The sequence below is a fragment of the Massilia horti genome, from assembly GCF_004614195.1.
Taxonomy (GTDB): Bacteria; Pseudomonadota; Gammaproteobacteria; order Burkholderiales; family Burkholderiaceae_D; genus Telluria; species Telluria horti.
In genome coordinates this window covers 1-23,563 of sequence record NZ_SPUM01000022.1, presented here as the reverse complement: position 1 = coordinate 23,563, position 23,563 = coordinate 1, and the positions used below count along the sequence as shown (strand labels likewise).

Below are 23,563 nucleotides of genomic sequence, written 5' to 3'. Positions count from 1 at the left end.
GAACCCAGCTCGCAATGCAGTAACAATCGCTGTCCAACATTTCTGGGTCACTTCACTTCGCGGGGGCGACGTCGATCAAGGTGGCCAGGGGTGGCTTCTCGACAAAAAAAAACCGCGCACCCGGCACCGGGTCGCGGTCTGGCTTACTGTTCGACAGATAGGGCGGCCGCAGCCGAATTCCTATTCCTGCCACTCCTCGTGCAAGGCGTTAATCGCGGCCTCGCCGTTGCGGATCGCCTTTACCCGGCGCACGATCTCATTGCGCCATGCCTCGTCCGCGTCCTGGTCCACGCCGTCCATATCCTCGAGCAGCATGCGCAACAGCTCGCTCTTCTCGGTTGCGCTCAAGGTTTTAATTTTCTCTGCTATCTCGGCAACAACAGTCGACATGAGTAATGCTCCTTCCAGGAAAAGGTAGCTTAATGATAACTCTATCTTTAATGGATGTCGACAGGAACCATGTTGTCTGCGGGTTTTCTGTCAATCAGCTTGTAATCCGGGTCGATTCCGGCCCGGCCGGGGCGCATGTCGACCACCATCGTGACCACCTGGTCGCGCTGCCTGACCAGCCGGCGCTCGCGCACCAGCGGGTTGCCGTCGCGGTCGTCGACCCCGAATTCGATGTAGTCCGAAAGCACGGCCTCCTTGTCCTCGCCGCCTTCGCTGCTGCGGACCTTGCCGGCCTGGGCGTGCAGGATGACCTCGTACTTGCCGTCCGGGAGCCGGCGCGCGCTGGCGCTTTCGGCCCGGTTCTCGTACAGCGCGATCGATTCGAACAGGTCGTCGATCAGGTAGGCCTTGTCCGGCGGCGTCACCTTGCGCAGCGCTTCCACCAGTTCGCTGATGTCGGGGTAGGGCGCTGCCTGGAACGCGTGCTGTGCCAGCAGGTCGTGCAGTACCCGGTTCACGGTGGCCTCGCCCAGCAGGTCCTGCATCAGGTACAGCGCGAGGCCGCCCTTGCGCGCGTCGATGTGTTCGCGGTTGTCGCTGTGCACCAGCGTCGGCTCTTTGCGGCGGTCCTCGGCGCGACCATTGAGGTACAGCTCCAGGTCCGAGCGCAGGAAGCGCCGCATGTGCGCCGGGCCGCGTGACTGCTTCATCACCATCAGCGCCGTGTACTCGGCGACGCTTTCGACCAGCGCGCTGCCGCCTGACTTGGCCGGCGTGAGCTGGTGGCCCCACCACTGGTGCGCCACTTCGCGGGCGGTCGAATAGAACGGGTAATCGATGTCCTTGCGCGAGTTGGGCTCGACCCTGGCGATGAAGCCGGCGCTCTCCGAAACCGGGATGGTGGCGGGGAAGGCCTTGGTGTCGCTCGTGTAGCGCGGGATCTCGACCACGCGCAGGTCGCGGTGCTGGTAGGGGCTGAAATTCCTCGATCCGTATTCGAGCGTCGCTTCCGCTGCCTTGAGCATCCGGTCGACATTGAAGTCGTGGGCGGGGTGGTAGTACACGTCCACGGAGACATCCTGCCAGCGGTCGTGGCGCACCGCGTAGCGCGCCGACTGGAACGCGTAGGTATTCAGGATCGGCTTGTCCATCCGGTAGTGGAAGAAGCGCCGCTCGCCCTTCATCCATTCCTGCTCCAGCGTGCCGGGCGCGATCGCGATCTGGTCGGGGCTGGTGCTGACCACCGCGTCGAACTTGATCCAGTCCACGTCCGGACCGAAGACGTTGGACATGCGCCCCGCCGGGTCGTCACCCGGCTGCGCACTTGGCCTTGACGGCAGGCCGTGGCGCTTGCGGTCACGCTCATCGGTTAGTTCCAGCGTGCTCTGGTAGCCAATGCGCGGCAGTACCTCGTTGGTGAAGAAGGTGCCGTTGTCCACCACCGGTGTATCGCGGCCCAGGCCAAGGATGGCGCCGGGGGTATAAGCCAGGTCGAAATCGAGCGCAATGCGCGACCCTGTCGCCAGCGGCGAGGCCAATCGGTAGTGGTAGAAACCGTGCGCACGGTCGGCCAGCACGAGCTGGGCAGGCTTTGATACGCGCAGCTTCAGGTCGGCGCCGCTCTGCTGGTACAGCACGATGTCGGCCAGCGGCTGGGCGCTGCGGTTTTCGAGCTGGTAGGTGCCCTTGACTTTCAGGACGCGGGTCTCGGGCACGATGTCGACCGCCAGCTTCACGTCGGTCAGGCGCGGCTGCTCCAACGCTGCGTAGCGCTTGTAGCGCAGTTCGTACTGGGCGCGCTGCTGCTCCCGCTGCCACGCGGTCCGGTAGCCGCCTTCCTGGTCGATGGCGCGCAGAAGCAGGGCGCCGGTGCCGGCAAACACGGCCAGCCCTGCGCCGAACGTCCCAATGACGGGCAGGGTCAGGTTGCGGCGCGCCAGCCGCAGGCGCGCGATCAGGCCGCCGTCGGCGCAGCGCGGCCACAGCATGTGCGATATCGCCAGCAGCATCAGCGCGGCGCCGGCCCAGTACAGCTCGAACGCACGCTCGCGCATCAGGTAGTGGCCGAAGCCGTTCATTGGCGAATAGTCGAAATAGGGCGTGACGCCGTAGACCAGCAGCGGGTGGTCCAGACCCATACCGGCCAGCGTGATCCAGGCCGCGTAAAACAGGATCATTACGAAGTACGCGAGGTACTTGTGGTTGATGATGACCTGGGCCGCAATCGCCAGCACCGCAAGCAGCGCGTAAAGTGGCAGCATGATCGTGAACAGCGTGCGCAGGTAGAGTCCTGGCTCGAGCGCGAAGTGGCCCTTGAACAGCTGGATCAGCATGCTCGTCACCATCGCGATGGCCAGCATCAATGCCTGCAGCCCGATCAGGGCGAGCAGCTTGGACACCAGCGGCAGCCAGCCGGGCGCCGGCAGCGCGTCGAACATCTGGGCGATGCGCGCGTCGCGCTCGCGCCAGACGAGCTCGCCGGCGTAGAAGGTGGTCACGGCCAGCATGAACAGCGCGAACACGTTACGCACCAAGCCCAGCAACTGGTAGGTGACCGGCTGGGTGGATGCGCCCTGGAGCGAGCCGAGGTCGAACGAGCCGGCCACCAGGGCCAGCATGGCGGCCAGTGCGATGACCGCGAAGTAGATGTTCCTGGCCGATTCGCGCAGGTTGAGCGCGGCGGTTTGCAGCACCATCAGCGGCACGGCATGCCAGCCGAAACGCGGGGTCTCGCGGGTGTCGGTGGCGGCGTGCGATAGCGGCACGGCTTGTTCGCCGCCCTGTGCGCCGACTTGTTCGCGCCCGCCCTCCAGGCTGGCGCTGAACTGCAGGCGCCAGCAGCCCAGCAGCAGCACCACCAGGCCGAAGCCGCCCCAGATCAGGCGGTTGGTCAGGTACACCCCGCTAAGTGGCACCAGCCACGAGTTGCGCTGGGCGATGCTCCAGTATTCGGTGAGCCGGATCAGTGCCGTGGTCCCGAATGGGTCCATCAGCGCCGCCAGCGTCTTGTAGTCGAGGTCGCGCGCCAGCGAGGGCGCGACGATGTAGCCGACCATCAGCGCCACGCTCGCCACGAACACCGGCAGCATGCGCCGCGTCAGCGCGGCCAGCGCGAAGAAGATCGCGCCGAATATGAACAGGTTCGGCAGCAGCGTGAACAGGTAGGGCATCAGGTAGGTGCCGAGCTGCGGCGGGCCGAGATGCTGTGGGTCCAGGCCCGGCAGGTAGCAGCCCAGCCAGGCGCCCAGCGGAATGGCGGCGAACACCAGCGCGAGCGTGACGAAGGCAGCGAGGAAGCGCCCGAACACGTAGTCGTGCTTGCGGATCGGCGCGCTGAAGAAGAACGGGTGGGTGTTGTGCTCGAAGTCCTGCTGCACCGAGCGCCCGGCCACGGCCGCCATGACGACCGCGCCCAGGCAGCCGAGGTAGGCGACGGTCAGGGCCACCGAGCGCGGCGAGTTGATCAGCGTGCGCGCGCCGAACGAGATGGTCATGGTCTGGAACGCACCGCCGGCGGCGGCGGTCCACAGCAGCGTGAGCGCGAAGAACAGCCCGAAGTAGACCCAGGTCGAGGGCAGCTTGAGGCGCTGCCGGATGGAAAAGCGCGCGATCGCCAGCATTGGCCCCAGCATCAGGGGAGCTCCCCGTGCGCGGCGTGGCGGCCGGTGATGGCCGCGAAGTAGACGTCTTCCAGCGTGGCCAGCGCCTCTTCGAAGCCGTGGCCCGGATCGCCCTCGGCATACGCGTGGATCAGGGTGCGCCCCATCAGCAGGCGGGTCGAGATCACCCGATGGTGCTGCTGGAACAGCGGCAGCTCCTGCTTGGTGACGAAGCGCGCCCAGATCTTGTCCGCGACGTCGTCGATCAGCTTTTGCGGTTCGCCGGACAGCAGCACCTGGCCCTTGTGAATGATCGCCATGTTGGCGCACAGGTCGGCCACGTCGGACACGATGTGGGTCGACAGCAGCACCGTCTTGTCCGCGCCGATGTCCGACAGCAGGTTATGGAAGCGCACCCGTTCCTGCGGGTCCAGGCCGGCGGTCGGCTCGTCGACGATGATCAGTTGCGGGTCGCCCAGCAGCGCCTGGGCGATGCCGAAGCGCTGGCGCATGCCGCCGGAGAAGGCGCCCAGCTTCTGGTGGCGCACCTCGAACAGGTTGGTCTGCTGCAGCAGGCCATCGACCACTTCGCGCCGCCGGCCCTTAGCAGTTAAGCCCTTGAGCACCGCGAAATGGTCGAGCAGTTCGTACGCGGTGACCTTGGGGTAGACGCCGAAGTCCTGCGGCAGGTAGCCCAGCAGGCGCCGCACTTCGTCCTTTTCGTCGAGCACGTCGATATCGTCGAGGAACACCGAGCCCGAATCGCATTCCTGCAAGGTGGCGAGGGTCCGCATCAAGGTCGACTTGCCGGCGCCGTTGGGGCCGAGCAGGCCAAACATCCCGGTGGGGATGGTCAGCGAGACCTTGTCCAGGGCAACCACGCCGTTGGCGTAGGTCTTGGACAGATTGCGGATACGTAATTCCATAAGACTCCCGATGCAATGCCAGTGCAAGCCGCGTCTTGACGGGCGCGGCTCTCGATACTTGCATTGTATTAAATTCGGCCCGGTACGGGCGAGGCCATGCGACACACGGCGTTATCCGTGGTCCAGATTGCGCATTTCCGGGACAGGGCGGAGCAGCCGATGCGTTAGGCCGTGTGCACGACCGCGCGTTCTTCGCCGATCAGCAGTTTATTGTCTGGCAAGAGGGTGTAGGGAGGAATTTCGAGGTTGAGCGGCGCCGGCATATTGCGGAACACCCGGCCGGCGAGGTCGTACTTGGAGCCGTGGCAGGGACAGTAGAAGCCGCCCGGCCAGTCGGCACCGAGGCCGGGCGCGTTCGGCTCGGGGCGGAACACGGGCACGCAGCCGAGGTGGGTGCAGATGCCGATCGCGACAAAGTAGGCCGGCTCGCGCGAGCGCGTGGGGTTGCGCGCATAGTCGGGCTGCTGGTCGGTGGTGGAATTCGGATCGAGCAGCAGGGCGTTGTGATTGCCCAGCGTGGCGAGCATCGCGGGCGTGCGGTGCAGTACCCAGACCGGCTTGCCGCGCCACCCGACCGTCATGATCGCACCAGGCGCGAGCTTGGCCAGGTCGACCTCGGCGGGAGCTCCGGCAGCAAGGGCGCGCGCGCTCGGATCCATCGATCTGACGAACGGAATTGCGGTGGCGACCACCCCGATCGCGCCCACGCCCATGGTCGTGGCCAGCAAAAATTTTCTGCGCGGGTGTTCCGATTCATCCGGGGTGGGAGACGTCGTCATTTCCATTGGATTACCTCATCGGAACGTACGGAACACGAGGGTTTGACAAGCAAAATGCCGGGATGTTGCCGCTTGCGGCCGGCACACGCGGACGGGAAGGCGGCTGGGCCGCGCCGCAAAGCCTATAATGGGGTTTTCCAGGCGTATTATTTAAGCAAAACTATGTCAGCGAACCGTTTCATTTCCCCTCTTGACCAGATGATCGTCGGCTTCGACAAGGCCCTGCGCGTGGTCGGCGGCGTGGCTGGCTCGTCGCGTCCGAATCCGGGCGCGCACGCCCCCGACTGCGAACTGACCGAGCAGGAGCAGCGCCACAGCGCAGGCCTGATGCGGGTGAACCACGTCGGCGAGGTATGCGCCCAGGCGCTGTACGACGCCCAGGCACGCTTTGCCCGCAGCCCGGTAATGCGCGACCAGTTCCAGCAGGCCGGCCGCGAGGAAGAGGATCACCTGGCGTGGACGGCGCAGCGCTTGTCCGAGCTCGGCTCGCAGCCGAGCGTGCTCAATCCGCTGTGGTACGCGGGTTCCTACGTGCTGGGCACGATCGCGGCCAAACTGGGCGATGCGCACAGCCTGGGCTTTGTGGTGGAGACCGAACGCCAGGTGGAGGCGCACCTGGACAGCCACCTCGACAAGCTGCCGCCGCAGGACGTCAAGTCACGCGCGATTGTCGAGCAGATGCGGGTAGATGAGGCGGCGCACGGCGCCAGCGCGCAGGCGCTGGGCGCGGCCGAAACGCCGCTGCCGGTGAAGATGGCGATGCGCGCGATGTCCAGGGTGATGACCACCACAGCGTATTACGTCTGAAGCGCTTGCCAAGAGCGTAGGGTGCGCACCCGTGCGCACGCGGTTCGCGAACGCGGCGTAGTGAAGCAGCCGCCGCAAGCCGGCACACGCTGGCCGCGTGCGCACAGGTGCGCACCCTACGCCCCCCGGCACGCCTCACGAAGTCTCAGTTAGCGCCGCGCCCATTCAAAGCTACCGCAAACTCTGCTCAGCCGTACCGCGTGCGCACAGGTGCGCACCCTACGATGGGCATTGGCCTCAGCCTTCGACGATCTCGAACGAATGCGTGATCTCGGCCGTCTTGGCCAGCATGATCGACGCCGAGCAGTACTTTTCGTGCGATAGCTTGATCGCACGCTCGACCGTGGCCGTCTTGAGGTTGCGGCCGGTGACGGTGAAGTGGAAGTGAATCCTGGTGAATACCTTCGGTTCGGTCTCGGCGCGTTCGGCCTTGAGCGTCACGTCGCAGCCGCGCACGTCCTCGCGCGAACGCTGCAGGATCAGCACCACGTCGAACGCAGTGCAGCCGCCGGTTCCCAGCAAGACCATCTCCATCGGGCGCGGCGCCAGATTGTGGCCGCCCGCTTCAGGCGCGCCGTCCATCGTGACAAGGTGGCCGGATCCGGTCTGTGCGCGAAAATCCATGCCCGACGGGCCGTTCCAGCTGACTTTTACTTCCATTGAGTTCTCCGCTTACATTGTGGTCAGGCGTATTGTAAGGGACCTCGGCAAGCGCCGCTTGGCCCCTGGAGGTCGTCTCGAAATGAGCGCCTCTTACACGGCCAGCACGAAGCGTTCGCTCTTCATGCGCCAGCTCGCCAGCGCCACCGTGGCCAGCGCCGGCAGCGCCGAACCGGCAAAGGTCAGCAGGTAGGCGAGGGCGTCGACCTCTGTGCCCTTGGCCAGCTCGCGCAGCAGGGTCTGATTCGACAGCATCGGCACCAGGTACATCCAGCTCGCAGTCTTGAGATCCATGATCGACACCGCCAGGCCGGGAACGAACGGCAGCAGCATCGCGAATGTGAGCATGCCCTGCGCTTCCTTGAACGATTTGGAGTTCAACGACAGCAGCACCTGCAGCCCGGCAGCGAACAGCGACAGCGGCAGCGAGACCAGGCACACCAGCGCCAGGTCGCGCCAGGAGAGGCTCCACGACAGTCCGGCTTCCTCCAGCGGCAGCCATGACAGGATCGCGTGCGCCAGCACCAGTTCCAGCGTCAACCCGGCCAGCGCCGGCGTCGCGGCCGCCAGCCACTTGCCGGTCACCAGTTCCCAGGTCCGCGCCGGCTGCGCCATCAGCACTTCGAGCGAGCGCCGTTCGCGTTCGCCGGCGGTGCTGTCGATCGCGGCCGACACGCCGCATAAAAAGGCCGGCATGAACAGCATGGCGAGCACGCTGCCGATCAGCCCTGCGGAGCGCGACGCATTGGTGCCGGTGTCGTAGTGCTGGAGCTGGATCGGGTTCAGCGCGGCCGGCGATACGCCATGCGCCAGCAGGCGCGCGCCAGCAATGTTCGAGCTGTACGCCTGCAGCACTTCGTCGACGTCGCGCTTGCGCGCGTCGAATTCGGCGCCGGAGTCGAACCACAGCTCGATGCGCGCCGGGCGCATCGCCTGGTAGTTCGCGCTGAAGTCGTCGGCAATGCGCAGCAGCGCCGCCACCTTGTGCGAACGCAGCAGCTCCTGGATCGCCGCTTCGTCCATCGGTTCCACCTGCTGGACCGCGATGTTCTTCTGCTTGAGCTGCACCATCAGGTTCGGCGCCTGGGCCGCGCCGATCACCGCGACCTGGATCCCGTCGCGCTCGGGCTTGACCGCGCGTTCGACCAGCTGGTGCAGCATATAGCCGAGCATGACCGGATACATCAGCGTGAACAGGGCCAACAGGCCCAGCGTGCGCCGGTCGCGCATGGTCTCGCGCAGCTCCTTGAGGAATACGACCTGGAACCTGGCTTTCATGCGGCGATCCCTTCCCCGGTGCCGACCAGGCTGACGAATGCGTCTTCGAGGTTGGCGATGCCGGTGCGCTGGCACAGCTCCGATGGCGATCCCTGCGCCACCGTGTATCCCTTGGCGATCACGATCACGTCGTCGGCCAGGTGGGTCACTTCCTGCATCACGTGGGTGGCCATGATCACGCAGCAGCCTTGTTCGCGCAGCGACGCCAGCGCATCGCGCAGCGCGCGTGTGCTCATCACGTCCAGCCCCCGGCTCGGCTCGTCGAGCAGCAGGTGGCGCGGGCGGTGCAGCAGCGTGCGCGCCAGCGCCACCTTGATTCGCTGGCCCTGCGAGAAGCCTTTGCTGCGCCGCTCGAGGATGTCGTCCATCGCCAGCAGCTGCGACACTTCGTCGATGCGCTGATTCAGCGCGCTCCCATCCATGCCATTGAGCTCCCCGAAATAGGTCAGGTATTCGCGCGTCGTGAGACGTTCGTACAGGCCGAACTGGTCGGTCAGGAAGCCGATGTTGCTGCGCACCGCCAGCGGGTCGCGCTCGGGATCGATGCCGTCGATCGCGATGGTCCCGTGGTCGCGCCTGAGCAGCCCAACCAGGGTGCGCAGCAGCGTGGTCTTGCCGGCGCCGTTGGGGCCGAGCAGGGCCGTGATCTGCCCATCGCGCGCGGTGAAGCTGACACCGCCCAGCGCCTTCACCTGTCCGAATTGTTTGCGTACTTCGTGTGCTTCGATCATGGATGTGCCGTTCAGGGTTGCGGCCCGGCGTTGCCGAGCTGGAAGGTCGGGGCCGGGATCTCGGACAGGCATGCCGCGTCCAGTTTTTGCCGCGGACTGTCGAGGAATTCGCGCAGCAGGCGCGGCGCGCAGCCGAGCGAGGACACCCCGTGCCCGGCGTTGGCCGCCACCACCTGCTGGGCATGCGCGATGTGGCGCGCGGCGGAGGCGGCGCGGTGCGGCGGCGTGACCGGGTCGAGCGCGCCGGACAGCAGCAGCGTCGGCGCCGTGATCACGCCCGGCTCGCGCCAGGGAACCGGCGGCACCTTCATGGCCTCGCACAGGGCCGGCATGCGCTCCAGTACGGGGCGCGTGAGTGGCGCGGCGTCGTGTGTCATCAGGGCCGGCGTCAGGCGCGGCATGTCTTCGGCGCATACCACCGCCAGGTGCAGGAGCATTGCGGTCGAGGCACTGGATGCGTAGTCGGTGGCCAGGTTCTGGCGCGCCACGAACGGTTCCCAGCGGCCTTGAAAGGCGCTGTGGACCAGGAACGGCAGGCGCCGCGCTTCTCCCGGGATGTACAACATGTTGCGCACGGTGCCCAGGAAGCGCGCCCTGGTGATCACCGTCTGTCCCTGGCGCGCGGTGCGCGGGTCAGGCATCGCGACCTTCACGTCGGCGGCGGCGAGCTTCTCGACCAGCGCGGTGAACTCGGCCTTCAGGTCGGGATAGGCCTTGCGGCAGCCGGAATCGGCCGCGCACTGCTCGAACAGCTTGTCGAGCGCGGCTTGGGCGTCGCGGCCGCCGGCCGGAATCACCTGGTCGGGCGCGGCCACACCGTCGAGCACCAGGGTGCGCACGCTGGCCGGGAAGGCGCGCGCATAGGCCTGACCCAGGCGGGTGCCGTACGAGCCGCCCCAGAGGTTGATCTGGCGGTAGCCGAGCGCGCGCCGCACCTGTTCGATGTCGCGTGCCGCCGCCTCGGTGGTATAGGCGGCAAACGGCGCCTTCGACCTGGCGATGCAGTCGCGTATCAGCTTGTCGGCCTGGGCGTCGACCGGATCTTCCTCGCCCGGCGTGTCGCAATCGAGCTTGCCCGACAGGCCCGTGCCGCGCTGATCGATGAACACGATGTCGCGCGTGGCGCGCAAGCGCCGGAAGGCGGTGGACAGCAGAGGCAGCACGTCGCTGCCCGCTTCGCCCGGGCCACCGGCCAGCACGAACAGCGGATCGGGGCGCGAGCGCTCGCGAAAGGATGGCGCGACGGTCACGTGCAGGGGCAGGGTCGCCCCATCGGGGTGGCGGTGGTCGAGCGCGACCGCGACGGTCATGCAGCGCAGCGTCTCTTCCGCGCCGGGCAGGTGACAGGGGCGCTCGCTGGCGGGGCTCGCCGCCAGCGCGCCGGTGGACGCCAGCAGGCTCAATACAGCGCAAGGGATCAGACTGGGTTTCACGGACACTCCTGGTTCGGGCCAGTCATAATAATTTGGCATTGTTTCTTGGGTCAATCTTTGTTTCGATTAGGCATCGAAAGGGCCTACCCGTGGAGTCTAGGCCGGGTTGTGGATGGGCAATTTGCGTTTGCTCTAGCCGGCAGGGCGCGGGCGGGCGCGGATGCCACAGCGGGCGCAGGCGCGGGTTGACGCTACCGCACCTGCTGCGTTATCATCGTGGGCTTTCCGTTTGCTCAGGAAAAGACAACAAGGTCGAGTCCGCGCCGTCAGGTGCGGAACCACCGCGAATTTGAGCAATTCACCTATTAGGAAGTCAACATGAAAACTTTTTCCGCTAAGGGCCATGAAGTCCAGCGCGACTGGTACGTGATTGACGCGACGGACAAAGTCCTCGGACGTGTTGCCAGCGAAGTGGCACTCCGACTGCGCGGCAAACACAAGCCGGAATTCACTCCGCACGTCGACACCGGCGACTTTATCGTTGTGATCAACGCAGGCAAGCTGCGCGTGACCGGCACCAAGTCGACCGCCAAGACCTACTACCGTCACTCGGGCTACCCGGGCGGTATCTACGAAACCAACTTCCTGAAAATGCAACAGCGTTTTCCGGGTCGCGCACTGGAAAAAGCGGTCAAAGGCATGCTGCCGAAGGGCCCGCTCGGCTACGCGATGATCAAGAAGCTCAAAGTGTACGCGGAAGGCACCCATCCGCACGCTGCGCAGCAACCTAAAGCACTCGTTCTCTAAGGAGCTGACATGATCGGTAACTACAACTACGGCACTGGCCGTCGCAAGAGTGCAGTGGCTCGCGTGTTCATCAAGGCCGGCACCGGCCAAATCATTGTGAACGGCAAGCCGGCAGCGGAATACTTCTCGCGTGAAACCGGCCTGATGGTCATCCGCCAGCCGCTGGAACTGACCGGCAACACCGAGCGTTTCGACATCAAGGTCAACGTGCATGGCGGCGGCGAGTCCGGCCAGGCAGGTGCGGTTCGTCACGGCATCACCCGTGCACTGATCGACTACGACGCAGGCCTGAAGGGCGACCTGGCACGTGCCGGTTTCGTCACCCGCGACGCCCGCGAAGTCGAGCGTAAGAAAGTTGGTCTGCGCAAAGCACGTCGCGCAAAGCAATTCTCGAAGCGTTAATTCGTTTCTGCAGCCTTGCGCTGCATGGACAAGCCGCCCGCTGCAAAGCCGGCGGCTTTTTTCTTATTCCAGACACACCGTCAATCCGGGCCGCGCAGGCCTGTCCGTCCCAGTTTTCGTCAGGCTGCTAAAATGCAGCCTCGGCCTGGGACGGGCCTATTTTTATTACTAAGGAAAGAACATGATCAAAGTTGGCATCGTCGGCGGCACTGGTTACACGGGCGTGGAATTGCTGCGGCTGTTGGCCGTCCATCCCGATGTGCAACTGACCGCGATCACCTCGCGCAAGGAGGATGGCCTCCCGGTAGCCGCTATGTTCCCGTCGCTGCGCGGCCGCGTCGACCTGGCGTTCTCGTCGCCCGACAAGGCCGACCTGAAGCAGTGCGACGTGGTGTTCTTTGCCACCCCGCACGGCGTGGCGATGGCGCAGGCGCCGGAACTGCTGGCCGCCGGCGTCAAGGTGATCGACCTGGCCGCCGACTTCCGCCTGAAGGACCAGGCCGAATTCGAGAAGTGGTACAAGATTCCCCACACCGCGCCGCAGCTGCTGGAAGAAGCCGTCTACGGCCTGCCCGAGCTGAACCGCGAGGATATCAAGCAGGCGCGCCTGATCGCCAACCCGGGCTGCTACCCGACCACGATCCAGCTGGGCCTGTATCCTTTGCTCAAGGCCGATGTGATCGACGCCGGCCACCTGATCGCCGACTCCAAGTCGGGCGTGTCGGGCGCCGGGCGCAAGGCCGAGATCGGCACGCTGTTCTCGGAGTCCAGCGACAACTTCAAGGCCTACGGCGTCTCCGGCCACCGCCACACGCCGGAAACCTCGGCCCAGCTGCAGCGCTACACCCAGCAACAGGTCGGCCTGCTGTTCACGCCGCACCTGGTGCCGATGATCCGCGGCATGCACTCCACGCTGTACGCGCGCCTGACCCGCGAGATCGACAATGCCGCGCTGCAGGCCCTGTTCGAGGAGGCGTACAAGGACAGCGCTTTTGTGGACGTGATGCCGTTCGGCTCGCATCCGGAAACGCGCTCGACGCGCGGCTCGAACATGCTGCGCATCGCGCTGCATCGCCCGGACGGCGGTGACACGGTCGTGGTGCTGGTGGTGCAGGACAACCTGGTCAAGGGCGCGTCCGGGCAGGCGGTGCAGTGCATGAACCTGATGTTTGGCCTGCCGGAAACGACCGGCCTGCAGCAGATCGCACTGTTGCCGTAAATCCAGTAATTGCCATGAGGCCAGGCCGCGGACTGCCGCGCCCTGGCCTTTCTTTTTCTCCAAGGCGCACACACGATCTAGATCAAAGCGACAAGTATTGAGAGCGGTAAATTGACCGATGCGCCGGTTCGGTTTTCAAACCAATAACGCATGTCCCGTCATCTACTATCTGGGGTGCAACCATGTTCGGTCGTAATGCGAAAAGTGAGATTGACAGCCTGATCGGAATTGCCGCCCGGATCGAGGGCGACCTGTGTTTTACCGGCGGGTTGCGCATCGATGGCGAAGTGCACGGCAACGTGGTGGCCGGCGAGGGGGCGGACAGCGTGCTGATCGTCTCCGAGCACGCGCGCATCGAAGGCGAGGTGCGCTGCGCGAACCTGGTGGTCAACGGCTATATCGCGGGAACCGTTTATTCGACGGAACTACTTGAATTGCAGCCGAAAGGCCGCATACATGGAGATGTCCATTACAAGCTGCTCGAGATGCACGGCGGCGCGTTGGTGACGGGCAAGTTATCCCATCAGCCCAGCGGCGAGCCGGTGTTTCATCTGGCCGTGGCGGAAGCGGCGTCGGGAGCATGACTTGCGCCAACCGTCTATAATGGATGAAATTCGAATTCAATCAGGAGTTTATCCATGAATGCAGTCGCCGAAGCGCAAGAGACTATCCCGTCGCCGATCATCTTCACCGACAGCGCCGCGCAGAAGGTGGCCCAGCTGATCGAAGAGGAGGGCAATCCCGACCTGAAACTGCGCGTGTTCGTGCAGGGCGGTGGCTGCTCCGGCTTCCAGTACGGCTTCACCTTTGACGAAATCGTCAACGAGGACGACACCACCATGGTCAAGAACGGCGTGCAGCTGCTGATCGACTCGATGAGCTATCAGTACCTGCTCGGCGCCGAGATCGACTACAAGGACGACCTCGAAGGCGCACAGTTCGTCATCAAGAACCCGAACGCCCAGTCGACCTGCGGCTGCGGGTCGTCGTTCTCGGTTTGATCGGAAAGTAAGTCACCGCTGACTTAATCAGTGAGCGGTCAAGCGTCGTTCCCGCGGAGGCGGGAATAGCGCCACTGGCGCTATTCCCCCCCATAGACCGCGTGATCACACGCTCAGCATGGGTTCCCGCCTGCGCGGGAACGACGGTTTTGGGCAGTCGATTGTGGTGACGCCGCCTGGCTTCAGGCAGGATAGAGCGCACCGAGGATGCGTGGGCCGTTCGCGCCCGTGACCGCCGGCAGGTTGCCCGGCAACCGCTGCACGAACCGATACCCCAGCCACGCAAACGCCAGCGCCTCCACCCGGTTCGGCGCCACGCCGAGCGCGGCAGTCGATTCCACCGTCGTCTTTCCGCCCAGCCTGCTATGCAGTTCACGCAGCAGCGTACCGTTGTAGGCGCCACCACCGCACACGTAGACCGCGTCCACCGCGCCACTCTCATTTTCGATCGCGCTCGCGATCGTTTCCGCCGTCAGCGCCGTCAGGGTCGCCTGCACATCTTGCGGCGCCACCCCCGGGCACTGCGCCAGCTTCGCATCCAGCCACTCGGCATGAAACAGGTCGCGCCCGGTGCTCTTGGGCGCCGGCTGGCGGAAGTAGGGTTCGTCCAGCAGCACGTCCAGCAAACGCTGGTCCACCTTGCCGCCGGCCGCCCAGGCGCCGTCCTCGTCATACGCCTTGCCCTGATGGCGCCCAATCCACAGGTCCATCAGCACGTTGCCGGGGCCGGTGTCGTAGCCCGTCACGCGGCCGTCGCCATGCAGCACGCTGATGTTGCCGATACCCCCGATGTTCACCACCACGCGCACGGTTCCCGGCTTGCCGAACGCCGCCTCGTGGAACGCCGGCACCAGCGGCGCACCCTGGCCGCCGGCGGCGATGTCGCGGCTGCGGAAATCGGCGATGACGTCGATCCCGGTCAGCTCGGCCAGCAGCGCCGGGTTGTTGGTCTGGCGCGTGAAGCCCAGCTCGGGGCGATGGCGGATGGTCTGGCCATGGACCGCGATTGCGACGACCTTGCCGCCGTCCGCCGGCAGCAGCGCCTCGACGCACTCAGCATAGCTGGCGGCCAGGCCATTGGCCGCGCGCGCCTCGCGCTCCAGTTCGTTCTCGCTCGCGGCCTGCAGCGCCATCAGTTCGGCGCGCAGCAGGGGCGGGAACGGAACGAAGGCGGCGCCGATGGTACGGATCCCGCCGTCGGCGAACTCGGCGAGCACGCCGTCGACGCCGTCCAGGCTGGTGCCGGACATCAGGCCGATGTAAAGGGAGGAAGGATTGTTCATAGCGTCACGGAAAGCAGCTGGACAAGAAAAAACGCCTTCCGCTGCGTTTGCCGCGGAAGGCGTAGCCGATGTTGGGTCGGGAAGTGCTTAGCGTGCAGCCATCGCTGCGCCGGCGCCGTTTGGTGCCAGCAGCGCGAAGCGGTGGCTGATGTCGGCCGAGGCCATCTTGAAGCGTGCCATTTCCGACTGCGACAGCGGGGCCTGGGCCACGACCTTGATCGACAGCGGATCGCGCGCCTGGCCCGCCACGCGGAATTCGTAGTGCAGGTGCGGGCCGGTCGACCAGCCGGTGGTGCCGACGTAGCCGATCACCTCGCCCTGGCGCACTTTCTGGCCGCGGCGCAGGCCTGCCGCGAAGCGGCTCATGTGGCCGTAGGCGGTGCTGTAGTTGGCCCAGTGCTTGAGGACGACCATATTCCCGTAGCCGCCGCTGTTGCCGCCGATGAAGTCCACCACGCCGTCGCCCGAGGCGCGGATCGGGGTGCCCGTGGGCGCTGCGAAGTCGACGCCCTTGTGCTGTTTCCACACGCCCGAAATCGGGTGCACGCGCATCGAGAAGACCGACGAAATGCGCGAGAACTCGAGCGGCGACTTGAGGAAGCCCTGCTTGAGCGACTTGCCGTCCAGGGTGTAGTAGCCGCCCTGGCGGGTGACCGGGTCTTCATACCACATCGACTGGTAGGACACGCCGCGATTGACGAATTCGCCGGCCAGGATGCGGCCGGTGCGCACCATTTCGCCGTCCTGCCAGAAGGTTTCGTAGACGACCGAGAAGTGGTCGCCGCGCTTCAGGTCGGAGCGGAAGTCGATGCTGTTGGAGAACATTTCGACGATCTGCGAGACGATCGCGTCCGGCAGCTTGCCGCCGTCGGTGTTGGCATCGGTGGCCGCGTACAGCGAGGAGGTGATCTGGCGCGAGCGCATTTCGATGCGGCGCTCGAGCTGGGCCGGCGCTTCGCTGGACACCAGCTGGTCGCCCTTGCGGGTGATCGTGATGGTCTGGGCTGCGTTATCCTTGCCGTCTGCCACCGTCGCCTGCAGCGACAGCAGCAAGCCGTTCTCGTCGGTGCGGGCCTGGATGCGCTTGCCGGTCTTGAGGGTCAGGATGCGGTGTGCGAGCTTGTCGCTGCGCACGAAGTTCTGGGCCTGCGCATCGTCCACGCCCAGACGGGTGAACAGCGAGCCGAGGGAGTCGCCCGGCCGTACCCGTTCTTCATGGATGAATTGCTGTTGATCGTTCTGCAGCGCGGCGATCTGCTCTGCCAGGTTCGGCAGCTCCAGGTCCTGGGCGACGGATTTGACCGGCAGGTCGGACGCGTCGGGAGCCATCGGGGCAACGGCGGTGGCGCCAAACGCACACACTGCCAGGAACACGGCGCCGGCACCCACGATGCGGGTCTTGCGACTGGATTCCTTCAGGCCTTGCCAGTGTTTACTGGCGATTTTCTGTATAGGGCTCATGCAATCAGTTAAAATTTGCCGCTGAAACTTCCCACGACGATTGCTTATTTTTCTTCTTGTCGTCGTAGAAACTTTTCTTGCGGCAAGATTGATGGGATCGGGCATTATACCAAACTCCTGCGTCCTGCAACCGTTTTAGCCACTTTCCTACAAGAATATTTATGACAACTTCCGAACTGTCTGGTAAGCCTGCCGAGATCGCTGGCACGCCTGCTGGAACCCCCTCTTTGCCGCTGTCCGACGCGGTCCAGGAGGCCCTTGCCATCACCAAACGCGGCGTCGACGAGCTGCTGATCGAGAGCGAATTTGCGCAGAAGCTGGCGCGCTCGGAGCAGACCGGCAAACCGCTGCGCATCAAGCTCGGCCTCGATCCGACCGCACCCGACCTGCACGTCGGCCACACCGTGGTGCTGAACAAGATGCGTCAACTGCAAGACCTCGGCCACCAGGTGATTTTCCTGATCGGCGATTTCACCTCGATGATTGGCGATCCGTCCGGCCGCAACGTCACCCGCCCGCCGCTCACGCGCGAGCAGGTGGAAGCCAATGCGATGACTTATTTTCGCCAGGCAAGCCTGGTGCTGGACGCCGAGCGCACGGAAATCCGCTACAACTCGGAGTGGTCGGATCCGCTGGGCGCGCGCGGCATGATCGAGCTGGCCTCGCGCTACACCGTCGCGCGCATGATGGAACGCGACGACTTCACCAAGCGCTACAAGAGTGGGACCCCGATTTCTGTGCATGAGTTCCTCTACCCGTTGATGCAGGGATACGATTCGGTGGCTTTGAAGGCGGACCTTGAGCTGGGTGGAACGGACCAAAAGTTCAACTTGCTTGTTGGCCGCGAATTGCAGAAGGACTATGGCCAGGAGCCGCAGTGCATCCTGACCATGCCGTTGCTGGAGGGCCTGGACGGCGTCGAGAAAATGTCCAAGTCTAAGAACAACTATATCGGCATTACCGAACCGGCCAATACGATGTTCGGCAAACTGATGAGCATTTCGGACGTCATGATGTGGCGTTACTTTGATCTGCTGTCATTCCGTTCGATCGGAGAGATTGCCACACTGAAAGCGGAAGTGGAGGCAGGCAAGAATCCGCGCGACGTCAAGGTGGCGCTGGCCAAGGAAATCACGGCCCGCTTCCACTCGGCCCAGGCGGCGGACGACGCGCTGGCCGACTTCGTCAACCGCTCCAAGGGCGGCATTCCGGACGACGTGCCGGAAATGCTTCTTGCCGGCGCGCCGATCGGCGTGGCGCATCTGCTCAAGCAGACCGGACTGTGCGCCTCGACCTCCGAAGCGATGCGGATGGTCGACCAGGGCGGCGTGCGCATCGACGGCGTGGTGATCAGCGACAAGGCGCTCATGCTCGACCCGGGCACCTTCGTGCTGCAGGTCGGTAAGCGCAAGTTCATGCGCGTGACCCTCGGCACGGCATGATCGGCCTGCTTCAACGCGTCAGCAGCGCCAGCGTGGTGGTCGACGGCAAGAACGTGGGCGCGATCGACGCCGGCCTCCTGGTGCTGGTGTGCGCCGAAAAGGGCGATACCGAGCGCGAGGCCGACGCCTTGCTCGACAAGCTGCTGTCGTACCGGGTGTTTGCCGACGACGCCGGCAAGATGAACCGCAGCGTGACCGATGTCGCCGGCGGCCTGTTGCTGGTGCCGCAGTTCACGCTCGCGGCCGACACCCGCTCCGGCACCCGGCCCTCGTTCTCGCCGGCCGCCAGCCCCGAGGACGGGCGGCGGCTGTTCGACCATTTCGTGCGCCGCGCCCAGGCGCGGCACGCTAAGGTAGAGACCGGCATATTTGGTGCGGATATGAAAGTTTCGCTCACCAACGACGGCCCCGTGACATTCTGGCTCCGGGTTGATCCGGTCGGCATGTCTCGCTGAAACCAGTGTGGCCAGTAGCGGTCAATACCAACAAGGGCAGGTAGGGAGAACGGCGATGAAAATCTGGAGCGACTCGTTTACCGAAGGCGGCCTCATTCCGCCGCAGTGTGCGTTCGCGGTGACCGATCCGGTCAATCACCTGCGCCTGTCGACCAACCGTAACCCGCACCTCGCATGGGACGAAGTGCCAGCCGGCACCCAGTCGCTGGTCCTTTTGGTCCATGACGCCGATGTGCCAAGCGACGCCGCCAACGTCAACCAGGAAGGCAAGGAGGTGCCGGAAAACCTGCCCCGCGTGGACTTTTACCACTGGACCCTGGTCGACATTCCGGTCTGCCTGAAATCGATCGCCGAGGGCATGTTTTCGGACATGGTCACCCCGCAAGGCAAGTCTGGCCCGCTGGTGCCGTTCACGATCAAGAACGGCACCGAGCACGAGTTAAGGCAAGGCCTGAACGACTACACCGGCTGGTTCGCGAACGACCCGGACATGGCCGGCGAATACTTCGGCTACGACGGCCCGTGCCCGCCGTGGAACGACCAGCGCGTGCACACCTATGTCTTTACCCTGTATGCGCTCGACATTGCGCGCCTGCCGCTCGAAGGCCGCTTTACCGGTCCCGAGGCGCGCTACGCCATCATGGGCCACATTCTCGACGAGGCGCAGATTTTCGGCGTCTATTCACTCAACCCTGCAATTGCCGCCACGCTCAAGTAGCGATTCCTCACGCGGTCTGCGTAGGGTGCGCACCTGTGCGCACGCGGTACGTATCCCGGCACGCTTCGGCCGCATGTGTACGGAAACGCTGCTGGTTTTCGTAGGGTGGGCGGGGTAAAGTTGGCCAGTGGCCAACTTTACGAACGCCCACGCGTTCAACGAAAATGGAACCTGTTCGGAATGGCCGTTTATCGTTGAACGCGTGGGCAGGAGAACCTGCCCACCCTACGCACCCCCACGATCTCCTATTGAAATTTATGCCCGAACCAAGCACCAACATCATCCTGATCCGCCATGGCGAAACCGCCTGGAACGCCGAACGCCGCCTGCAGGGCCATCTCGACATTGCACTCAATGAGGAAGGGGAGCGCCAGGCCGCGGCGTTGGCGGATGCGCTCGCCCACGAATCGTTCGACCTGATCGTCGCCAGCGACCTGCTGCGCGCGCGCCAGACCGCCGAGGCGCTGGCGCGCCTGCACGGCATGCCGGTCCAGATCGACCGCTCCTTGCGCGAACGCTGCTATGGCGGTTTCGAAGGCTTGCTGTATGCCGAGATCGAAGAGCGCTTCCCGCTCGAATTCGCCGCCTGGCAAAAGCGCGACGTCGACGCCATGCTGCCGCCCGGGGCCAACCCCGGCGAAACCTTCCGCCAGTTCCACCGGCGCGTGATCGATACGATCCTGAGTTGGGCGGCTTCGCACCCCGGCAAGACGCTGGCGCTGGTGGCGCACGGCGGCGTGCTCGAATGCGCCTACCGCGCCGCGCGCAACCTGGCGCTTGAAACGCCGCGCGACTTCAAGGTGCACAACGCGAGCATCAACCGCTTCACCGTGACGGACGGGGTGCTGGCCTTGCAGAGCTGGGGCGAGGTCGAGCACCTGAAGGTGGGCGTGCTGGACGAGCTGTAGACTGCAACGCAGGCCCGATCGTCCCCTTGTCAATGCCGCGCCCGCCACAATGCTCAAAAATCTGCCAATTAATTGAGCAGCGCTTGGGGTAGAATACAAGGTTCCCGCGAACTCTTGTGAATCTCCCTGCTGTGCAAATCGGTCCATACAAACTGCGCAATAACGTTTTCGTCGCTCCCATGGCGGGCGTGACCGACCGTCCGTTCCGGCAGCTGTGCAAACAGCTGGGGGCAGGGTATGCCGTGTCCGAAATGGCGGCGTCCAATCCGCGCCTGTGGGCCAGCGAAAAAAGTTCGCGCCGTATTGACCACGCCGGCGAAATGGAGCCGAAAGCGGTACAGATCGCCGGCGCTGTGCCCGAGGAATTGGCGGAGTGCGCCAAATTCAATGTCGAGCGCGGCGCGCAGATCATCGACATCAATATGGGCTGCCCGGTCAAGAAAGTGTGCAATAACTGGTGCGGCTCGGCCCTGCTGCAGCACGAGGATCTGGTCGAGCGGATTCTGGACGCGGTGGTCGCGGCGGTCGATGTGCCGGTCACGCTGAAATTTCGCACCGGCTGGAACCGCGAAAACAAAAACGCGCTGCGCATCGCGCGCATTGCCGAGCAGGCGGGCATTCAAATGCTGACGCTGCATGGCCGCACCCGCGCCGACGGCTACAAGGGCGACGCCGAATACGACACGATCAAGGCGGTCAAGGCTGCCGTGTCGATTCCCGTTGTCGCGAACGGCGACATCACCACGCCCGAAAAAGCCCGCCATGTGCTCGACTACACCGGCGCCGACGCGGTGATGATCGGGCGCGCCGCGCAAGGCCGGCCGTGGATCTGCCGCGAGATCGACCATTATCTGCGCACCGGTACCGAATTGCCGGCGCCGACAGTGGAAGAGGTGCGCGCATTAATGAACGAGCACCTGCCGGCGCATTACGCGTTTTACGGCGAATACCTCGGCGTGCGCACCGCGCGCAAGCACATCGGGTGGTATGTGCAGGATCTGCCGGACGGCGAACAATTCCGGCGCCGTATGAATCTGCTCGAATCGACTGCCGAACAGTTGGCGGCCGTCGATGAGTTTTTTAAATCGCAACTTCGCCATGGCGAGCGGTTACAATACCGGCCCGCGCGTCCTGCGGATGAAGCGATGGCGGCTTGAGAAATACATAAATAAAAAAACAGTAACCGATATGGGGACACGCTGCCGACAGCAGCAGCGAGCAATCACTTAACCAGGATGAAGCAGCAACCATGAGCAAAGAAAGTATCCAGGAAGTCGTCCAGAAGAGTCTTGAGGACTATTTCAATGACCTGGGCGAGCAAAAACCGACCAATATCTACGACATGATGCTTCTGACTGTCGAAAAGCCGATCCTCGAAGTCGTCATGAACCGCGCCGAAGGCAACCAGTCGCACGCGGCGCAAATGCTGGGCATTAATCGAAACACCCTGCGCAAAAAGCTTCAGGAGCACGGGCTGCTCTAGGTTCGCACGAGAGTGGCCGTGCGATCGGACGCGGCCACGAAGCAAGCCAGCGTCCCCAAGCTCAGCGTCCCCTGGACGCCTCCAGATTTTCATCAATAGGCCACTCCCATGATCAAACAAGCCCTCATCTCCGTTTCCGACAAGACCGGCGTGCTCGACTTTGCGCGCGCGCTGTCCGCGCTTGGCGTGAATATCCTGTCCACCGGCGGCACCGCTAAACTGCTGCAGGAAAACGGCGTCAACGTGACCGAAGTCGCCGACTACACCGGCTTTCCCGAAATGCTGGACGGCCGCGTCAAGACGCTGCATCCGAAGGTCCATGGCGGCATCCTCGCGCGCCGCGACCTGTCCGAGCACGTTGCCAAGCTGGAAGAGCACGGCATCCCCCAGATCGACATGGTGGTGGTCAACCTGTACCCGTTCCAGCAAACGGTTGCGAAAGAAAACTGCACGCTGGAAGAGGCGATCGAGAACATCGACATCGGCGGCCCCGCAATGCTGCGCTCGGCGGCCAAGAACCACCGCGACGTGGTCGTGATCTGCGACCCGGCCGACTACGGCCTGGTGCTGGCTGAAATGAAGGGCACCGGCACCGCCGCCGGCTCGGTCAGCTATGACACCAAGTTCATGCTGGCGAAAAAAGTGTTCGCCCACACCGCGCAGTACGACGGCGCGATCGCCAACTACCTTTCCAGCCTGGGCCCGGACAAAAACCACGCCACCCGCTCGGGCTACCCGCAGACCCTGAACCTGCATTTCGAAAAAGCGCAGGACATGCGCTACGGCGAAAACCCGCACCAGTCCGCCGCATTCTACCGCGACGTGGTGGTGCCCGAAGGCGCGCTGGCCAACTACCGCCAGCTGCAGGGCAAGGAACTGTCGTTCAATAACATCGCGGACGCGGACGCGGCCTGGGAATGCGTCAAGTCGCTCGGCGGCTTCGAGCAGCCGGCCGGCTGCGTGATCGTCAAGCACGCCAACCCGTGCGGCGTGGCGATCGGCGCCGACGCGCTGGACGCCTACAGCCGCGCGCTCCAGACCGACCCGACCTCGGCCTTCGGCGGCATCATCGCGTTCAACGTCGAAGTGGACGGCAAGGCGGCCGAGGCGATTGCCAAGCTGTTCGTCGAAGTGCTGATCGCGCCTTCGTTCACCCAGGAAGCGCTTCAGATCATGGCGGCCAAGCAGAACGTGCGCCTGCTCCAGATTCCGCTGGGCGGCGGTCACAGCACGTTTGACCTCAAGCGCGTCGGCGGCGGCCTGCTGGTCCAGTCGCCGGACGTCAAGAATGTCGGCATCGGCGAACTGCGCGTGGTGACCAAGAAGCAGCCGACCCCGCAGCAGCTGCAGGACCTGATGTTCGCGTGGCGCGTGGCCAAGTACGTCAAGTCGAACGCGATCGTGTTCTGCGGCAACGGCATGACCCTGGGCGTCGGCGCCGGCCAGATGAGCCGTATCGATTCCGCGCGGATCGCGTCGATCAAGGCACAGAATGCGGGCCTGTCGCTGGCTGGTTCGGCGGTCGCTTCGGACGCCTTCTTCCCGTTCCGTGACGGGCTGGACGTGGTGGTGGACGCGGGCGCGACTTGCGTGATCCATCCGGGCGGCTCGATGCGCGACCAGGAAGTGATCGATGCTGCCGATGAACGCGGCGTGGTGATGCTGTACACCGGCACCCGTCACTTCCGTCACTAAACCGGCGCAGTGACGTAGGGTGCGCACTCCGTGCGCACGCGATCAACGTACGCTGGCTCGCGGCTGGCGCTTCATTACGCGCCGTTCGCGAACCGCGTGCGCACAGGTGCGCACCCTAACGGTCATTGCAGAGCGTGCCACCCCGG

23 protein-coding genes are annotated in these 23,563 nt (G+C 64.5%); 13 read left to right on the top strand and 10 right to left on the bottom strand.

Annotated features, from left to right (window positions below):
- Positions 1–180: 180 nt before the first annotated feature.
- From E4O92_RS03325 to petA, 4 genes are all read right to left on the bottom strand, one after another.
- A complete protein-coding gene (locus tag E4O92_RS03325) occupies positions 181–390 on the bottom strand; it encodes an addiction module protein (protein ID WP_135188331.1) in 210 nt (69 codons plus the stop codon).
- Between the two features lie 47 nt (positions 391–437).
- Entirely contained in the window at positions 438–4,022 is a 3,585-nt protein-coding gene (locus E4O92_RS03320) for an ABC transporter permease/M1 family aminopeptidase (protein WP_229482995.1), read from the bottom strand.
- Positions 4,022–4,915, bottom strand: coding sequence for an ABC transporter ATP-binding protein (locus E4O92_RS03315; protein ID WP_135188330.1), 894 nt, complete (start codon positions 4,913–4,915; stop codon positions 4,022–4,024). The genes E4O92_RS03320 and E4O92_RS03315 overlap by 1 nt, the downstream gene beginning before the upstream one ends.
- 164 nt (positions 4,916–5,079) lie before the next feature.
- Complete coding sequence (gene petA, locus E4O92_RS03310; protein WP_370659990.1) at positions 5,080–5,700, bottom strand: ubiquinol-cytochrome c reductase iron-sulfur subunit; 621 nt, start codon at positions 5,698–5,700, stop codon at positions 5,080–5,082.
- A 156-nt stretch (positions 5,701–5,856) separates the two neighbouring features.
- On the opposite strand from petA, the gene coq7 reads away from it, so the two are divergent.
- Positions 5,857–6,501 carry a 2-polyprenyl-3-methyl-6-methoxy-1,4-benzoquinone monooxygenase gene (coq7, locus tag E4O92_RS03305; protein ID WP_135188329.1) on the top strand — a complete coding sequence of 215 codons (645 nt, stop codon included), beginning with the start codon at positions 5,857–5,859 and terminating at the stop codon, positions 6,499–6,501.
- Between the two features lie 237 nt (positions 6,502–6,738).
- Here coq7 and E4O92_RS03300 read toward each other — a convergent pair whose 3' ends face one another.
- The 4 genes from E4O92_RS03300 to E4O92_RS03285 form a co-directional block, all read right to left on the bottom strand.
- Positions 6,739–7,161: an OsmC family protein gene (locus E4O92_RS03300; protein WP_135188328.1), complete on the bottom strand. Its 423-nt coding sequence runs from the start codon at positions 7,159–7,161 to the stop codon at positions 6,739–6,741.
- A gap of 93 nt (positions 7,162–7,254) precedes the next feature.
- Complete coding sequence (locus tag E4O92_RS03295) at positions 7,255–8,439, bottom strand: ABC transporter permease (protein WP_135188327.1); 1,185 nt, start codon at positions 8,437–8,439, stop codon at positions 7,255–7,257.
- Positions 8,436–9,170 (bottom strand): ABC transporter ATP-binding protein, encoded by a 735-nt coding sequence (locus E4O92_RS03290; RefSeq protein ID WP_135188326.1) that lies wholly within the window; start codon positions 9,168–9,170, stop codon positions 8,436–8,438. The genes E4O92_RS03295 and E4O92_RS03290 overlap by 4 nt, the downstream gene beginning before the upstream one ends.
- Before the next feature lie 11 nt (positions 9,171–9,181).
- Positions 9,182–10,603 (bottom strand): alpha/beta fold hydrolase, encoded by a 1,422-nt coding sequence (locus tag E4O92_RS03285; RefSeq protein ID WP_229482993.1) that lies wholly within the window; start codon positions 10,601–10,603, stop codon positions 9,182–9,184.
- 318 nt (positions 10,604–10,921) lie between these two features.
- Between E4O92_RS03285 and rplM the strand changes: the two genes are divergently transcribed.
- From rplM to erpA, 5 genes are all read left to right on the top strand, one after another.
- Entirely contained in the window at positions 10,922–11,350 is a 429-nt protein-coding gene (rplM, locus tag E4O92_RS03280) for a 50S ribosomal protein L13 (protein WP_135188324.1), read from the top strand.
- Between the two features lie 9 nt (positions 11,351–11,359).
- On the top strand, positions 11,360–11,752 hold the full coding sequence (gene rpsI / locus E4O92_RS03275; protein ID WP_130315551.1) for a 30S ribosomal protein S9: 393 nt from the start codon (positions 11,360–11,362) through the stop codon (positions 11,750–11,752).
- 181 nt (positions 11,753–11,933) lie between these two features.
- Positions 11,934–12,971 carry an N-acetyl-gamma-glutamyl-phosphate reductase gene (gene argC, locus E4O92_RS03270; protein WP_135188323.1) on the top strand — a complete coding sequence of 346 codons (1,038 nt, stop codon included), beginning with the start codon at positions 11,934–11,936 and terminating at the stop codon, positions 12,969–12,971.
- A gap of 182 nt (positions 12,972–13,153) precedes the next feature.
- Positions 13,154–13,555, top strand: a complete 402-nt coding sequence (locus E4O92_RS03265; protein WP_135188322.1) for a bactofilin family protein — start codon at positions 13,154–13,156, stop codon at positions 13,553–13,555.
- Positions 13,556–13,609: 54 nt separating this feature from the next.
- The gene (gene erpA, locus E4O92_RS03260; protein ID WP_135188321.1) at positions 13,610–13,972 is read left to right on the top strand and encodes an iron-sulfur cluster insertion protein ErpA; all 363 of its coding nucleotides are present in this window, start codon (positions 13,610–13,612) and stop codon (positions 13,970–13,972) included.
- Positions 13,973–14,154: 182 nt separating this feature from the next.
- Here the strand turns inward: erpA and E4O92_RS03255 are convergent, their stop codons facing one another.
- Positions 14,155–15,255, bottom strand: coding sequence for an anhydro-N-acetylmuramic acid kinase (locus E4O92_RS03255; RefSeq protein ID WP_135188320.1), 1,101 nt, complete (start codon positions 15,253–15,255; stop codon positions 14,155–14,157).
- 87 nt (positions 15,256–15,342) lie between these two features.
- Complete coding sequence (locus tag E4O92_RS03250; protein ID WP_135188319.1) at positions 15,343–16,716, bottom strand: M23 family metallopeptidase; 1,374 nt, start codon at positions 16,714–16,716, stop codon at positions 15,343–15,345.
- A 161-nt stretch (positions 16,717–16,877) separates the two neighbouring features.
- Between E4O92_RS03250 and tyrS the strand changes: the two genes are divergently transcribed.
- The 7 genes from tyrS (at position 16,878) to purH (ending at position 23,417) form a co-directional block, all read left to right on the top strand.
- Complete coding sequence (gene tyrS / locus E4O92_RS03245) at positions 16,878–18,158, top strand: tyrosine--tRNA ligase (RefSeq protein ID WP_135188318.1); 1,281 nt, start codon at positions 16,878–16,880, stop codon at positions 18,156–18,158.
- Complete coding sequence (dtd, locus tag E4O92_RS03240) at positions 18,155–18,613, top strand: D-aminoacyl-tRNA deacylase (RefSeq protein WP_135188317.1); 459 nt, start codon at positions 18,155–18,157, stop codon at positions 18,611–18,613. Before tyrS ends, dtd begins: the two co-directional genes overlap by 4 nt.
- A 55-nt stretch (positions 18,614–18,668) precedes the next feature.
- Positions 18,669–19,331, top strand: a complete 663-nt coding sequence (locus tag E4O92_RS03235) for a YbhB/YbcL family Raf kinase inhibitor-like protein (RefSeq protein ID WP_135188316.1) — start codon at positions 18,669–18,671, stop codon at positions 19,329–19,331.
- 257 nt (positions 19,332–19,588) lie between these two features.
- On the top strand, positions 19,589–20,239 hold the full coding sequence (locus E4O92_RS03230; protein WP_135188315.1) for a histidine phosphatase family protein: 651 nt from the start codon (positions 19,589–19,591) through the stop codon (positions 20,237–20,239).
- A gap of 131 nt (positions 20,240–20,370) precedes the next feature.
- Entirely contained in the window at positions 20,371–21,396 is a 1,026-nt protein-coding gene (gene dusB, locus E4O92_RS03225; RefSeq protein WP_135188332.1) for a tRNA dihydrouridine synthase DusB, read from the top strand.
- A 92-nt stretch (positions 21,397–21,488) separates the two neighbouring features.
- Complete coding sequence (locus tag E4O92_RS03220; RefSeq protein ID WP_135188314.1) at positions 21,489–21,722, top strand: helix-turn-helix domain-containing protein; 234 nt, start codon at positions 21,489–21,491, stop codon at positions 21,720–21,722.
- Positions 21,723–21,830: 108 nt separating this feature from the next.
- A complete protein-coding gene (gene purH / locus E4O92_RS03215) occupies positions 21,831–23,417 on the top strand; it encodes a bifunctional phosphoribosylaminoimidazolecarboxamide formyltransferase/IMP cyclohydrolase (RefSeq protein WP_135188313.1) in 1,587 nt (528 codons plus the stop codon).
- The last annotated feature ends 146 nt before the right edge of the window (positions 23,418–23,563 follow it).

Coding starts and splice junctions, on each gene's coding strand:
- rpsI (WP_130315551.1), top strand. CDS start 11,360: ATGATCGGTAACTACAACTACGGCACTGGCCGTCGCAAGAGTGCAGTG.
- coq7 (WP_135188329.1), top strand. CDS start 5,857: ATGTCAGCGAACCGTTTCATTTCCCCTCTTGACCAGATGATCGTCGGC.
- E4O92_RS03220 (WP_135188314.1), top strand. CDS start 21,489: ATGAGCAAAGAAAGTATCCAGGAAGTCGTCCAGAAGAGTCTTGAGGAC.
- argC (WP_135188323.1), top strand. CDS start 11,934: ATGATCAAAGTTGGCATCGTCGGCGGCACTGGTTACACGGGCGTGGAA.
- purH (WP_135188313.1), top strand. CDS start 21,831: ATGATCAAACAAGCCCTCATCTCCGTTTCCGACAAGACCGGCGTGCTC.
- E4O92_RS03230 (WP_135188315.1), top strand. CDS start 19,589: ATGCCCGAACCAAGCACCAACATCATCCTGATCCGCCATGGCGAAACC.
- tyrS (WP_135188318.1), top strand. CDS start 16,878: ATGACAACTTCCGAACTGTCTGGTAAGCCTGCCGAGATCGCTGGCACG.
- E4O92_RS03325 (WP_135188331.1), bottom strand. CDS start 390: ATGTCGACTGTTGTTGCCGAGATAGCAGAGAAAATTAAAACCTTGAGC.
- petA (WP_370659990.1), bottom strand. CDS start 5,700: ATGGAAATGACGACGTCTCCCACCCCGGATGAATCGGAACACCCGCGC.
- E4O92_RS03235 (WP_135188316.1), top strand. CDS start 18,669: ATGAAAATCTGGAGCGACTCGTTTACCGAAGGCGGCCTCATTCCGCCG.
- E4O92_RS03295 (WP_135188327.1), bottom strand. CDS start 8,439: ATGAAAGCCAGGTTCCAGGTCGTATTCCTCAAGGAGCTGCGCGAGACC.
- E4O92_RS03290 (WP_135188326.1), bottom strand. CDS start 9,170: ATGATCGAAGCACACGAAGTACGCAAACAATTCGGACAGGTGAAGGCG.
- dtd (WP_135188317.1), top strand. CDS start 18,155: ATGATCGGCCTGCTTCAACGCGTCAGCAGCGCCAGCGTGGTGGTCGAC.
- E4O92_RS03300 (WP_135188328.1), bottom strand. CDS start 7,161: ATGGAAGTAAAAGTCAGCTGGAACGGCCCGTCGGGCATGGATTTTCGC.
- E4O92_RS03250 (WP_135188319.1), bottom strand. CDS start 16,716: ATGAGCCCTATACAGAAAATCGCCAGTAAACACTGGCAAGGCCTGAAG.
- E4O92_RS03255 (WP_135188320.1), bottom strand. CDS start 15,255: ATGAACAATCCTTCCTCCCTTTACATCGGCCTGATGTCCGGCACCAGC.
- erpA (WP_135188321.1), top strand. CDS start 13,610: ATGAATGCAGTCGCCGAAGCGCAAGAGACTATCCCGTCGCCGATCATC.
- rplM (WP_135188324.1), top strand. CDS start 10,922: ATGAAAACTTTTTCCGCTAAGGGCCATGAAGTCCAGCGCGACTGGTAC.
- E4O92_RS03315 (WP_135188330.1), bottom strand. CDS start 4,915: ATGGAATTACGTATCCGCAATCTGTCCAAGACCTACGCCAACGGCGTG.
- E4O92_RS03265 (WP_135188322.1), top strand. CDS start 13,154: ATGTTCGGTCGTAATGCGAAAAGTGAGATTGACAGCCTGATCGGAATT.
- E4O92_RS03320 (WP_229482995.1), bottom strand. CDS start 4,022: ATGCTGGGGCCAATGCTGGCGATCGCGCGCTTTTCCATCCGGCAGCGC.